Source organism: Gemmatimonadota bacterium (assembly GCA_022560615.1).
Lineage (GTDB): Bacteria > Gemmatimonadota > Gemmatimonadetes > Longimicrobiales > Gaopeijiaceae > UBA1138.
Window position 1 is genome coordinate 76421 of the sequence record JADFSR010000008.1, and the last position, 12934, is coordinate 89354.

The 12934-nt window shown below is 63.9% G+C and carries 11 protein-coding genes; 7 read left to right on the forward strand and 4 right to left on the reverse strand.

Annotated elements, in window-relative coordinates; translation table 11 throughout:
- Positions 1-56: 56 nt before the first annotated feature.
- On the reverse strand, positions 57-500 hold the full coding sequence (locus IIB36_07295) for a MaoC family dehydratase (protein MCH7531561.1): 444 nt from the start codon (positions 498-500) through the stop codon (positions 57-59).
- A gap of 146 nt (positions 501-646) precedes the next feature.
- Between IIB36_07295 and IIB36_07300 the strand changes: the two genes are divergently transcribed.
- The gene (locus tag IIB36_07300; GenBank protein ID MCH7531562.1) at positions 647-1999 is read left to right on the forward strand and encodes an aldehyde dehydrogenase; all 1353 of its coding nucleotides are present in this window, start codon (positions 647-649) and stop codon (positions 1997-1999) included.
- 36 nt (positions 2000-2035) lie between these two features.
- On the opposite strand, the gene IIB36_07305 is transcribed toward IIB36_07300, so the two are convergent.
- A complete protein-coding gene (locus IIB36_07305; GenBank protein ID MCH7531563.1) occupies positions 2036-3388 on the reverse strand; it encodes a phosphocholine cytidylyltransferase family protein in 1353 nt (450 codons plus the stop codon).
- A gap of 542 nt (positions 3389-3930) precedes the next feature.
- On the opposite strand from IIB36_07305, the gene IIB36_07310 reads away from it, so the two are divergent.
- A complete protein-coding gene (locus IIB36_07310) occupies positions 3931-4734 on the forward strand; it encodes a c-type cytochrome (protein MCH7531564.1) in 804 nt (267 codons plus the stop codon).
- A 29-nt stretch (positions 4735-4763) separates the two neighbouring features.
- Positions 4764-6431: a PQQ-dependent dehydrogenase, methanol/ethanol family gene (locus tag IIB36_07315; GenBank protein ID MCH7531565.1), complete on the forward strand. Its 1668-nt coding sequence runs from the start codon at positions 4764-4766 to the stop codon at positions 6429-6431.
- A 31-nt stretch (positions 6432-6462) separates the two neighbouring features.
- On the opposite strand, the gene IIB36_07320 is transcribed toward IIB36_07315, so the two are convergent.
- Together IIB36_07320 and IIB36_07325 are read right to left on the reverse strand one after the other, a co-directional pair.
- Entirely contained in the window at positions 6463-7326 is an 864-nt protein-coding gene (locus IIB36_07320; GenBank protein ID MCH7531566.1) for a hypothetical protein, read from the reverse strand.
- Positions 7326-8642, reverse strand: coding sequence for an amino acid permease (locus tag IIB36_07325; protein MCH7531567.1), 1317 nt, complete (start codon positions 8640-8642; stop codon positions 7326-7328). Before IIB36_07325 ends, IIB36_07320 begins: the two co-directional genes overlap by 1 nt.
- 127 nt (positions 8643-8769) lie before the next feature.
- Here IIB36_07325 and IIB36_07330 point away from each other — a divergent pair, with 127 nt between their 5' ends.
- The 4 genes from IIB36_07330 (at position 8770) to IIB36_07345 (ending at position 12885) form a co-directional block, all read left to right on the forward strand.
- Positions 8770-8910: a hypothetical protein gene (locus tag IIB36_07330; GenBank protein MCH7531568.1), complete on the forward strand. Its 141-nt coding sequence runs from the start codon at positions 8770-8772 to the stop codon at positions 8908-8910.
- Positions 8907-9761: a class I SAM-dependent methyltransferase gene (locus tag IIB36_07335; GenBank protein MCH7531569.1), complete on the forward strand. Its 855-nt coding sequence runs from the start codon at positions 8907-8909 to the stop codon at positions 9759-9761. Before IIB36_07330 ends, IIB36_07335 begins: the two co-directional genes overlap by 4 nt.
- Positions 9762-9868: 107 nt before the next feature.
- Positions 9869-10213: a PadR family transcriptional regulator gene (locus tag IIB36_07340; GenBank protein ID MCH7531570.1), complete on the forward strand. Its 345-nt coding sequence runs from the start codon at positions 9869-9871 to the stop codon at positions 10211-10213.
- Between the two features lie 2 nt (positions 10214-10215).
- Positions 10216-12885 (forward strand): ABC transporter permease, encoded by a 2670-nt coding sequence (locus IIB36_07345; protein ID MCH7531571.1) that lies wholly within the window; start codon positions 10216-10218, stop codon positions 12883-12885.
- The last annotated feature ends 49 nt before the right edge of the window (positions 12886-12934 follow it).

The window sequence follows — 12934 nt, forward strand, 5'->3', positions numbered from 1 at the left end:
ATCCCCAACGACCCCGCACATCCTGCCGAATCAACACCCATGCGGACCGCTCATATCTATGTCTCCCCTCGCGGTTCTGGGCTGGCCCCCGCAGTCGAATTGAAGCGATAGCACCACGCCTCCCCCTCGAGCACGGTTTCACCCTCCTCACGCTTGACCTCGACGCGTAGGCGACACACAGGCTTGCTGTCATGAACGCTGAGAACCTCAGCAGAGCCCGTGATCGTGTCCCCGATAAAGACGGGAGCGGTAAACTTCCAATCCTGACTGAGGAAGACCGTGCCCGGACCGGGCATGTCCTGGGCCACGAGCGCGTATAACACCCCCGTGGTGATGCCACCCTGCACGACGAGCCGGCCGAATTTGGTGCCCGCCACGAACGCCTCATCGTAGTGCAGAGGATTCCTGTCGCCGCTGATCTCGGTGTAAAGGCGCACGTGCTCGCTCGTCACGGTGAGCGTCCGTGACGCGGTCTGTCCGACCTCCAGGTCCAGCTTCATCCATCCGCCTCCTTCAACATGCTTCGAGGTCCATCGATCGATCGTCCCCGCATTAGTCTCCTCCTTGCTGACCCGGGGGATCCGCGACAATCATCCGGGTATTAGATCGCCGCCGCCACCACCCACACTACTTTCGTGAGATGAGCATGGAAACGCTGAAGTCCTACAACCCCGCCACCGGGGAAGTCGTCGGTGAGGTCCCGGTGACCCCGGCTTCCGACATCCCGGCCGTTGTCGCACGAGCCCGAGCCGCTCAACCTGCCTGGGAAGCGCTTGGCCTGGAAGGGCGTGCGGAGCTCCTTCGCAAGAGCAAGGAGATCTTCGCGGAACGCGCGGAAGCGCACGGCGAACTCATGACGAAGGAGATGGGCAAGCCGCTCAAGGAAGGCATCGGCGAGGCCAAGTCTCTGGCCTACATCGACCACGAGCTCGACGAGATCGCGGCCGCGCTGCAACCCGAGGTCGTCGAGGACAAGCGTCTTCGTTCGACGGTGTATCACGATGCGCTCGGGGTCGTCGGAGCGATCACGCCGTGGAACTTCCCGATGTCGATGCCCGCGTGGATGGTGCTACCCGCGCTGGCGGCCGGGAATACGGTGGTGTTCAAGCCGTCCGAAGAAACGCCTCTCTGCGGTCAGGCGTACGCGGACGTGCTCAACGAGGTGCTGCCCGAGGACGTGCTCATTGTCGTGCACGGCGCCGACGACCAGGGCAAGGCCATCGTGCGGTCGGACGTGGACATGATCGCGTTCACCGGCTCCCGCGAGGTCGGCAAACACATCCTGCGCGAGTCGAGCGGTACGCTGAAGCGCGTCGTGCTCGAGCTGGGCGGCAAGGATCCGATGATCGTGCTCGAGGACGCCGATATCGCGAGGGCGGCCAAGTTCGCGGCGCGGAACTCGTTCGGGAACGCCGGCCAGGTTTGCGTTTCCACCGAGCGCATCTTCGTGCTCGACTCGATCGCCGACGAGTTCGAGTCCGCGCTGTCGGACTTTGCGGCGACGATGACCCAGGGCGACGGCATGGAGAACCCCGACGTCGGGCCGATGGTCAACGCCGGCCAGCGCGACCACGTGCTCGCACAGGTTGACGCCGCGGTGGAAGCGGGCGCCACCGTGCTCGCCGGGGGGAAGGGCCATCGGGACAATTTCATCGTGCCGACCGTGCTGGCGGGTGTCACCGAGGACATGGATATCGCGAGCGTCGAGACTTTCGGCCCGGTGGCGTGCGTGACACGCGTCGCCTCCATCGATGAAGCAATCGACAAGGCGAACGACACTCATTTCGGGCTCGGTGCCGTCGTGTTCGGGCAGGACGAAGCGAATGCGACTGCGGTTGCGCGGCGCCTTACCGCAGGCATGATCGGCGTCAACAGCGCGCCGGGAGGCGCCGTCGGCACCCCGTGGGTGGGCGCACGCCAATCGGGGTTCGGCTTCCACAAGTCGCCCGACGGACACAAGCAGTTCACTCAGACCCGGGTGCTGACCACGCGAGCTTGATGGGAGCACGTGGCGAGGCCTGGGGCTCGGTGACGGTCACAAAGAATCGACTAGGAGAGCAACCGATGACCGATCCGAGGAAGATCCCCGCACCTTGAACTTGTCGTCGGGAAAGCCGGTGAGGTCACCTCCGTTGCGATGGTCCCGGTAAGGCAGTTGACAGACTTCCATCCAATCACTGGACCCAAAATACGTGTTCAGGACTGCCGTCGGATTGTGCGGAACTCCGACAGAGACACCCAGAAAGTCCGTTTGCTCAAGGGGTAGAAAATCCTCCGGCCTGTATCGTACATCTTCGGGCGGGAGCGCAATCAGTCCGTCCTCCCCGACTTCGTGCTCCCAGATTCCGATCCAGGGGAACCGCAGGCGGGATTTGCTGGGCACCCTCAGGCTGTCTTCCCGGAAGATGCGGCATCCCACTCTCTTGCCGTCTGAGACATCGCGCTGAACGGTGTATCCCTGTCGCTCGAGTTCTGGTGCGCATTGCTCCAAATCATGAATGTGGCGGATGATCAGCTCCCGCTCGTCGAAGAATCCGACCGTTTTGAACTTGCCGAGATTGCTTCGGAGTCGCTGGCTGTCCCGCAACTCCCTGTTCAAGTCCGTTCTCTGAACGACTGGATAAATCTCGTCGCGTGCGCGGGCGAGATGCGTTTCATCGTCAATCTCGCACCACACCAGATCTTCAACGACAGGGCACGATATGGGCACGCCCCACGCCGCCGCAACGAGACAATCAGTCTCGTAGTCTACGTGGCGGGTCGTACCGAAGCGTTGCTCAGCCATTTCGAGCATCGCAGAAAACAGCGACGGGGAGATCTTGCAGATGCCGACCATCTCGCCCCGCACCTCAGTTCCCAGGCTTTCCCGGTTCTTGGAGATCGCCACCAAGCGGCCATTTCGCGTCTCAACTAAGCACTCGTCGCTGGTCTTGGAAAAGCCCGCCAGCAATACGACGTTCTCGCTGGGATTTTCCAGGCATGTGGTGAGAGCCCGGGGTTCATAAACGAGGTCAGACTCCAGCAGCAGGAAGGCTTCGTCAACGCAGTGACGGGCACAGTACAGCGAATACATGCTGCCCGAATCCGCAAAGTGCGGGTTGTGGACTAATAGAACCGTCTGGTGATACCGGTCCTGCAAGGGCTCATACTGTTCCGCGTGGTGCCCCGTGACGATCACAATCCGTTCGATACCCACCGCCAACAGCCGCAAAACGGACTCCTCGACGATCGATTTTTCCCCTAGGCACATGCACCCCTTGGGCGTCAGTTCGCCCCGATCTTTCAGGCGAACTCCCATGCCGGCGGCGAGAATGATGGCTGTTCGAACCACGGTCGGGAGAGGTTCGCTGCTCTCGGTGTCGAAGTTGAAATGTTTCCCTGGCTGCATACTCCGTCCCAGCGTTGACGCGAACGAAAAGGGCACGCGCTCCGAGACGTGAACGCCTCTTCGTCTTCGGGCTGCTCAACTGCTGATCGGGGCGGGTAGCGGACGCCATGCCCCTCATGATCCTATCCGTGATGCCTATCCGTCGGGCCGCGTGTCAGCTCGTCTCGGAATTCTCCGGATTGATCGATATACAACCTACCGCGTACTCTCGATCATGAGCAATCGGAGACGGCCCGCGCGCGCTTCGCACCTCGATGTCACTGTCCAACGACCGGTGCGTTCACGATGAGCGGTAGTGGGATGCGTAGTTGGGAAGAACCCGGGCGAGCCTTCGTGTACTTGTACCGACTTCGCTTCGGATACTTCATTGGTGGCGACTCCGGATCGGGGGCGCATCATCACCCTGATGTGGTGAAGCCCAGAGCCATGCGCCAACACCGCAGTTCAGGCTTCGGACGCTACGCCGCACCGGTCGCCCTCGTTGCCCGCCGCTTCGGCTCGACGTACCCTGCCCTTTGGCCGGTTGCCCAAGGAGGACGGTTATGCTCCGTAAGTCTCTGCATCTCGGAATCACTGGGATGCTCGTCGCCGCGTTGACAGGCGGCACGGCAAACAGCCTTCATGCGCAGCATGACGCCAACCCGTACACCGCGGGCCTCGACGTGCGAGCCGGCCGGGGGCTTTTCGAAAGACACTGCTCTCGCTGCCACGGACTCAGCGCGGCAGGGGGTGAGACCGGCCCCGACCTGACGACGGGCCGGTTTCGGCACGCGAGTACCGATACAGGCCTCTTCAGCGTGATCTCACGGGGCGTCCCGAACACCGAGATGATGGCGTTCCGCCGAGCACGCTCCGATCAGGACGTCTGGCAACTCGTCACGTATCTCCGCTCACTGAGCGGAGGGCCTCGCGTGGAAGTGCCTGGTGACCCTTCGAAGGGTGAGCGGCTGTACCGAGACGAAGGCGACTGCACCAGCTGCCACATGATCGACGGTGCAGGCGGTCTGAGAGGCCCGGACCTCTCGACGATCGGCGATCGCCGCTCACCGGATGACCTTCTGTCCGACCTGGTCGAGCCCGATGAGCGTGTGCGGCCGCGCTGGTGGAGGATGCGGGTCATCCATCGCGACGGCACGAGTGTCGCTGGCTTGAGGATGAACGAGGGCACGTACTCGGTCAGGATTCTCGATGAGGACAACAAACTGTGGTCGTTCCGGAAGCGAGATCTCCGTGAGAGCGAGCGTATCGAGACCTCGTCGATGCCCTCCTACGCGGAAATGTTCTCCGACGATGAATTGGTGGACGTCGTCGCGTATCTATATGGGTTGACGAGAGGTGAAGGGTGATCGCCGCAATGAAGGAGAGGGGGAGCGACATGACGAAATGGTACGCGCTCTTGAGTCTGGTGCTGTTCGCGGACCCGGCATCGGCCGTTCAGGGGCCGGGCGAAGACCCGCGTCCGGCGTCTACGATCGCGGCTGCACCTTCCTTCAGCCCCGTGACATCCGAACGCTTGCGGAACGCGGACGCGGAGCCCCACAACTGGCTCATGTACTCGGGCAACTACTCGAGTCAACGGTACTCTGGGTTGGACCAGGTCCACATTCAAAACGTGGACCAACTGCAGATGCAGTGGGTCCACCAGTTGCGCGTGCTCGACCGATCCGAGACGACACCGCTCGTCGTCGACGGCGTGATGTATGTGACCGAAGCGCCGGCCACCGTCATCGCGCTCGATGCCAGAACAGGGACTCGGTACTGGCGCTATGAGCACGAGATGCCCGAAGACCTGAATTACTGTTGCGGCCGGAACAACCGAGGCGTCGCCGTCCTCGGAAACCGGCTGTTCATGAGCACGCTGGATGCCCACCTCGTCGCGCTCGACGCGAGAACGGGCAACTTGCTTTGGGACGCGGAAGTCGCCGATGAGATGGCTGGCTACAGCAAGACTGCCGCCCCGCTCGTCGTCGGAGACAAGGTCATAACAGGGATCGCGGGCGGAGAATTCGGAATCCGCGGGTTCGTCGACGCATACGACGCGAAGACCGGCGAGCGTGCCTGGAGACTCTACACGATTCCGGGTCCGGGAGAGCCTGGCAACGAGACGTGGGCGGGCGACTCCTGGCGCACCGGAGGCTCGGCGACCTGGATGACCGGGTCGTACGATCCCGAGCTCAACCTCGTCTATTGGGGAACGGGCAATCCAGGACCCGACTGGAACGGGGACGTCAGGCTGGGGGACAACCTGTACTCGGATGCGGTGCTGGCGATCGATCCGGACACCGGCGAGCTGAAGTGGTACTTCCAGTTCACTCCGCACGACGTCCACGACTGGGACGCCACACAGATTCCGATTCTGGCCGATTCCCGCATCGACGGTCGCGATCGCAAGCTGATTCTCTGGCCGAACCGAAACGCCTTCTTCTATGTGCTCGACCGTGAGACCGGCGAGTTCCTTCACGGTAAGCCGTATGCGAGGCAGACCTGGGCCGAGGGTCTCGATAAGAAAGGACACCCGATCCGGCTACCGAACACGTTTCCGAGCCTGGAGGGGACGACCGTCTCGCCGTCGATCGGAGGGGGCTCGAACTGGTGGTCGCCGAGCTACAGTCCTCGCACGGATCTGCTATACGTCAACGCATACGACGGTGAGACGACATACTTCATCCGCGACGAGGAGTACATTGAGGGCGAGCGCTACACGGGTGGCGGAGGCGAGACGCCGCTACCGGCCGACAAGTACGCGAGCGCGATCAGGGCTATCTCGCCGCAAACCGGCGATGTGGAGTGGGAGTACCCCATCCAGCCGAGATCCAGCGCGGGTGTGCTCTCGACTGCGGGCGATCTCGTCTTCAGCGGCACGCCCGACGGCTACTTTTTCGCGTTGGACGCGCTAACCGGAGAGGAGCGGTGGCATTTCAACCTCGGCTCTCGAGTTCATTCGGCGCCCATGAGCTACATGGTTGACGGCAAGCAATACGTGACCATCGCTGCCGGGAACGTCCTCTTCACGTTTGGACTGGGCGAGCAGCTGGCGAGGTGAGCGTCATGGGCCGCCAGCCCCCATCCGCACCCTACGCCGGCGCGCGCTCCAGCGTCCGCGTCAGGCACGTCGGGCCGCCATGTCCCTTGGCGCTCATCTCCGCTCCGGAGTACGTGTGCACCTCCACTCCGGCGGCTTCCATGCGGCGGAGAGTGTCGGGGAATCCTTCGAGCGCCACCGCGACCCGGGGCGCCGCAGCAAGCACATTGCATCCCATCTCGAACTCGTGATCGGGCACTTCCACGAGCTCAAAGCCCCGGGAGAGCAGACCGTCGCGGAACGGCACCGGGAGCAACGGCGAGTAGACGAGCAGCAGATCTTCGGCGAGTGGGCTCAGCATCGACATCAGATGAAATACGTCGCCGCTCCCCTTCCAGTGCGGTAGCTGCACCTCGATCACATCGACGTCCTCCCCGAGCAGCGCCCGCAACTGCTCGACCCCTTCGGCGTTCGTCCGGTAGCCCCGCCCCACAGCGAGCGTGTCGGTGTCGAGCCAGGTCGCGTCGCCGCCCTCGAGCGTCCCCGGCTCCTCGATCGAGCCGAGCACGTGCATACCCAACGCGGGGTATTCGCGCCCGACCGCTCCCGGTTCGGCGGATCGAGGGCCCTTCCCCATGCGAGCCAAGATCGCGCCGGCGTTACTCACCAGCGATGCGTCGCGCGTGTAGATCGAGTCCAGGCCGATGTCGTTCGCCGGCATCCAATCGACCATCGCCCCCAGACGCTCGAGCAGCACCGCGAGCGCGTCGGCTTCCCGGCACGCTTCATCGTAGTCCGGCGGACCCGAGTAACCCAACGCCTGCCACTGCTCCGTAATCCGCTCGGCGCTGACGAACGCGTCTCGGGGGTGTTTCATGAGAACGCGCTGAAGCGGGGCCACTTCGGACTGATACATCAGTGAGCGTCTGGGCCGGCACGCTTCCGCGTACTCCAGAGATAGAATGGGACGCCTGCCGTGAAGAGTAGCGCCCCCAGCAAGATCTCCCGCATCTGAGCACCCGCGATCGCGAACACGGAGTACGCCGCGGCGAGCGCGGACACGACCACCGCCAGGCTCGCGCCCCGTCCGCCCCAGCGGCCCGGATCACGACAGATCAGCACGATGTGAGCCAGCGGCGTGAGCACGTACGAGAGCAACACGGTCACCGTCGCCAGCACGAGCGCAAAGGTGAAGAGCCCGACGAGCCCCCGCGTGAAGTTGGCGATGACCAGGACCGTGCACAGGAACGAAGAGAGTAGCAGTGTGAAGCCCGGAGTACCGTGCTGGTTCAGCCGACCGAAGCTCCCCGGGAAGAGGCCGTCGCGAGACGGAGCGAGCGGCATCTGACCCTGCATGAGCACCCAACCGTTGAGAACCCCGAAGCCCGCGAGTGCCGCGGCGGCGGCGACAAGCTTGCCCGCACCGCTCCCCCACATGCGACCCGCCGCGTCCGCAAACGGAGCCGACGACTCGGCGAGCTCGCTCATGGGGAGTACGCCCATCACGGCTACGGTGCTCGCGACGTAGATGACCGCAGTGGCTACCGTTCCCCACACCGTGACGAGCGGAATCGTACGCGCGGGATCCTCCACTTCGTCCGCGGGAATCGTAGCCGACTCGAGCCCCATGAGACCCCAAAGCGTGAGTACCGCCGTAGCCATTACGGCCGACAGGTGCGACTCACCACTCGCATTGAACGGCGTGAAGTTCGCGGTATCTACCCAGAACAGGCCGAGCGTCGCGAACACCACCAGCGGTATGACCTTGAGCACCGTGGTCACGGTCTGAACGATGGCCGCCTCCCGAAGACCCCAGACGTTGAGCGCGGTAAGTAGCCAAATCGCGCCCAGCGCGACCGAAGCCATGACCACGGGAGAGTCCTCGATCGCCGGGAAGAAAGGCGTCAGATAGCTTGTGAACGCCGTCGCGATCGCCGCATTGCCGATCCACACCGAGACCCAGTATCCCCACGCGACCAGGAACGCCGGGAAGTCTCCGAACGCCTCCCTGGTGTACGCATATGGCCCACCCTCCGCGGGCATGATGCGCGACATGCGGGCGAAGACCGCGGCGAGACACACAGCCCCGCCTGCAGTGACGAGCCAGCCGACCAGGGATATCGCACCATACCGGCCCAATGTGGAAGGCACGAGATACGCACCCGCGCCCACCATGTTGCCAACGACCAGCGCGAGGCAGGTCCACAGCCCCAGGGCCTTCTTGCGGCTCAACCGCCCGACCGTCGCTGAAAGCCTCTCAGTGCACGCTTGATGAGGTTGTAGGCGGGGGTCGATGTCACGCTCGATCGCATCGTCTCGACTCCTGGATAATCGGCTCAGGGCTGTCAGATTACCGCCCGTGAGCCATTCCGCAAAAAACGACGCGCCCGTCACGCTCCGCATGCTCATCGTGGAACTCTCGGCCCGGGGCCTAGGCGTCGGTCGGCGACTCGTGTGGGGCGCGACGCATGTCGCCCAGTGGTGGGAGCTCGATCTGTGACGTGCGACGCCGGGCAAGGCGGTGCTCACTACCTGCTCGGTCACACCGAGCACGAACTGAGACGGCTCGACATCCAGGGTGAGCTGTATCGTGAGGCCACGCTGCGCGCCTTCCGGGATGCCGGCATCGAGCCCGGCATGCGAGTTCTCGACATCGGATGCGGGACGGGAGACGTCTCACGCGCGGTCGCTACAGTGGTGGGGGAGTCCGGATCGGTCCTGGGCATCGATCGCGGAGGAAAGGCAGTCGAAGCAGCTCGGGCGTGGGCACGGAAGGGTGGGCTCACGAACGTCGACTTCGCTGTGAGCGAGATCGACGAGTTCCACAGACCCGCCGACTTCGACGCTGTAGTGGGTCGCTTCATTCTCATGCATCAGCCCGATCCCGCTCGGGTGCTCGCGTCCGTCGTGCGCTCGGTCCGAGCGGGCGGGGTCGTCTGCATGCTCGAGTCGTACATGGACGCGCTGCTCAGCGGCCCCCACTCATTCCCCTCTTCGCCGCTCTACGACGAGATCGTGCGGTGGAAGAGCGCGGTCGTCGCAGGAGCGGGCGCGGACTTACACGCGGGCGGCCGTCTCAAGCAGCTCTTCCGTGACGCCGGGCTGCCCGAGCCGATCGCGCGGCTCGAGGCGCGCCTGGAGGGAGGCCCTGAAAGCCCCTACTACGAATACATCGCCCACAGCGTTCGCAGTATGCTGCCCGAGGCAGAGCGCCAGGGCCTGGGTGGCTTCACGGTCGCTGACGTGGACGCGCTCGAGGGTCGCCTGCGCGACGAGGTCCTCGAGAGCGGAGGCATGCTCGTGGCGTGGCCCGTGGTGGCTGCGTTCTGCCGCCTTCCCGCAGCTCCCTGATCCGAGCGCTGAGCGACGAGCACTGAAACTCCTCTCGGCGCCGCCCCGTAGAGTCTCGATAACTTACCCTCACTTAGTGAGGCCAACACTCTGACGGACGGTTTCAGATGGGGCACCAGGCGCGAGGGCTTCTGCCCGGCACGGTCGATCTGGTCATTCTGCAGACGCTCACACACGGCGCCTTGCACGGCTTCGCAATCTCTCGATCGATCCGCGCGCGCTCGGACGGAGCGCTCGAGCTCCAGGACGCGGCGTTGTACCAGGCGCTGCATCGGCTGGAGAAGGCCGCATGGATCGAGGCCGAGTGGGGCATCTCCGAGAAGGGTCGGCGCGCGAAGTACTACGAGCTCACGACCGCCGGTGACCGCCACCTCGAACACGAGGTGAGTTTCTGGCGGTCGTACGCGGCGGCTGTCTTCAAGGTGCTAGAGCCAGTGAGCCAGGAGAGCTGACCGTGGCCGGCCACTTCAAGCGGGCGTTCCGGCTGGACCGGTCGTCCCGAACCGATGCACGAGCATCTGTGGACGATGAGCTCGAGCACCACGTGGAGCTGTGCGTCGAGGAGCTGGTGGAGACGGGGTGGGAAAGCGACGACGCGCAGCGCGAGGCACTGCGTCAGTTCGGCGACATGGATGAGACCAAGGCGTACTGCGAAGACATGCAAACGAGGAGAGGGGCGGTGGAGAGAAGAACGATGTTGGCGGACGAAGTCTGGCAAGACCTCAAGTACGCGCTGCGCACGCTGCTCAAGGCACCGGGATACGCCGGGCTCGTGATTCTGACGCTCGCGTTCGGCGTGGCCGCCAACACCACCATCTTCAGCCTGATGAACCCGTATCTCTTCCGCCCACTCCCGTATGAGTCGGCCGACGAGCTGGTTCAGGTCAACCAAGCGAACCCGATCACCGGGTGGGACATGGACCGCTTCTCGTATCCGCAGTACGAGGACTGGAAGGCACGCACTCGGGCCTTCTCCGACGTCGGCGCGTACCGCTACGGCTCAGCGAACATCATGGGAGATGAAGGAAGTGAGCAGGTCCAGGCTTCCCACGTGACCGCCAACATGTTCGACGTGCTTGGCGCGCCCGCGGCTCTGGGGCGCACCTTCCTTTCCGAAGAAGGACGCCCTGGCGGAAGCCAGGTCGTGGTGCTGGACCATGGGCTCTGGCAGCGCCGGTACGCGGGTGACCCCAACCTCATTGGCCGCACAATCAACGTGGATGGCGTGCAGCGGACCGTGATCGGCGTGATGCCCGAGAACTTCAACTTCCCGTTCGGCGGCGTGAAGCTGTGGATGCCGCTACAGGTCGAGTCCACTTCAGTGAATCGAGGGAGCCTCCCCTATCAGCTGATCGGCCGACTGAACGAAGGCTGGACCCAAGAGCGGGCTCGGACCGAGCTCTCGCAGATCCAGCGGGAGCTGGGTGCGCAATATCCCGACGTCGACGGCCGCATGGAGGGCGTGACCGTGAAGCCGCTGCGCGAGGCGCTGAACTTCGCGTGGGATATCATGAGCATCAGCTTCAAGGTGCTGCTGGGCGCAGTGGCGTTCGTGCTCATGATCGCCTGCGTGAATGTCGCGAGCCTGACGCTCGCACGTGGCTCCAGCCGACAGCGAGAGGTGTCGATTCGTGCAGCGATGGGGGCCCGGCGTGGTCGAATCATCCGGCAGTTGCTCACAGAGTCCTTGGTGCTGGCGGCACTTGGCGGAGCGCTCGGTATCGGCTTCTCGTATTGGTTCGCGAGCATACTTAACCCGCTTCTGCCCGAGGACCTCTACCGGATCGGTGACATCACCATTGATGGGACCGTGCTCGCGTTCTCGCTTCTGGTGACCTTCGCGACACCGGTCATATTCGGGATGATCCCGGCGCTCAAGGCGTCGAAGGTCGATCTGTCCATCGGACTCAAGGAGGGCTCCAAGGGCTCCGGCGGTCTCGCGACCTCGACGGGACGTCGGCTGCTCGTCGTAGCTCAGGTGGCTTTCGCCGTAGTCCTGATCACCGGGGCAGGCCTCATGGTGAGGAGCTTCGTATCCGTGCAGGACATCGATTTGGGGTTCGACGCGGATCGTATCGTGGTGGCGGAAGTCCTGCTGCCGACGAACGCCTACCCGTCCAGAGAAGAGCGCCTCGCTTTCGTGGACGAGGCGGTGCAACAGCTTCGTAGCACGCCCGGAGTCGCGGCGGCATCGGCTGTTTCTTGGCTCCCCCTCAACCATGAGAGCATGACGTCCCAAATCGCTCGACCCTCCATGGTAAGCGTTCCCGCGGACGAGTGGCCGCTGGCGGTCTTGAACTACACGCATCCCGACTACTTCGAAACGATGGGCATCGAGCTGCTCGAAGGACGTGATTTCGGAACGATGGACGGCGAAAGCTCACAGCCCGTCGTGATCGTGAGCCGCGCTCTCGTCAACCGGCTTTGGCCGAACGAGAGCCCCATCGGACAAGTGCTGCTCGCCGGCGAGCCGCCGGAGGCCCAGAGCTACACCGTGGTGGGTGTGGTCTCGAACGTACGGCACGGTGACCTGACTTTGGGTGATCTGGGGCCACAAATGTACCGACCCACGTTACAGGCGGGCGGACGGAGGTACTTCCTGGTATCACGCACCAGCGGAGACCCATCCACTTTGGTCGCCGGCGTACGCGGGACCCTGCAAGGCGTGAATTCGAACCTGTCGTATGGGGTCCGCCCGATGAACGGGGTGGTGCAGGAAAACCAGCTCCAGTGGAGCATCAGCTCGCTCTTCCTGAGCGTCTTCGGAGCCGGAGCGCTGCTGCTCGCGACGCTCGGCATCTATGGGCTCATCTCGTATTCGGTGTCGCAGAGGGAACGTGAGTTCGGAGTGCGCATCGCGCTCGGCGCGACGGCCGCAGAGATCCGTGGCATCGTAGTGGGAGATGGTATGCGCCTCACTGTCGTGGGACTCGTGCTCGGCCTCGCGGCAGCGCTCGCTTTGGGGCAGCTCGCCTCCGCGATCCTGTACGAGGTGAGCCCGTACGATCCGGTGACGCTCGCCGGGGTGATGCTGCTCTTCCTGGCCGTTTCGGCGTTTGCGTCGCTTCTCCCTGCGGTACGCGCATCCGGTACGGACCCAGCCACCGTGCTGCGCTCGGAGTAGGCTGCCCGTATCTTGTCGGCCCCGTGACGATGATGGGCGGATGAACTCA

Coding starts and splice junctions, on each gene's coding strand:
- IIB36_07295 (MCH7531561.1), bottom strand. CDS start 500: ATGAAGCTGGACCTGGAGGTCGGACAGACCGCGTCACGGACGCTCACC.
- IIB36_07300 (MCH7531562.1), top strand. CDS start 647: ATGGAAACGCTGAAGTCCTACAACCCCGCCACCGGGGAAGTCGTCGGT.
- IIB36_07305 (MCH7531563.1), bottom strand. CDS start 3,388: ATGCAGCCAGGGAAACATTTCAACTTCGACACCGAGAGCAGCGAACCT.
- IIB36_07310 (MCH7531564.1), top strand. CDS start 3,931: ATGCTCCGTAAGTCTCTGCATCTCGGAATCACTGGGATGCTCGTCGCC.
- IIB36_07315 (MCH7531565.1), top strand. CDS start 4,764: ATGACGAAATGGTACGCGCTCTTGAGTCTGGTGCTGTTCGCGGACCCG.
- IIB36_07320 (MCH7531566.1), bottom strand. CDS start 7,326: ATGTATCAGTCCGAAGTGGCCCCGCTTCAGCGCGTTCTCATGAAACAC.
- IIB36_07340 (MCH7531570.1), top strand. CDS start 9,869: ATGGGGCACCAGGCGCGAGGGCTTCTGCCCGGCACGGTCGATCTGGTC.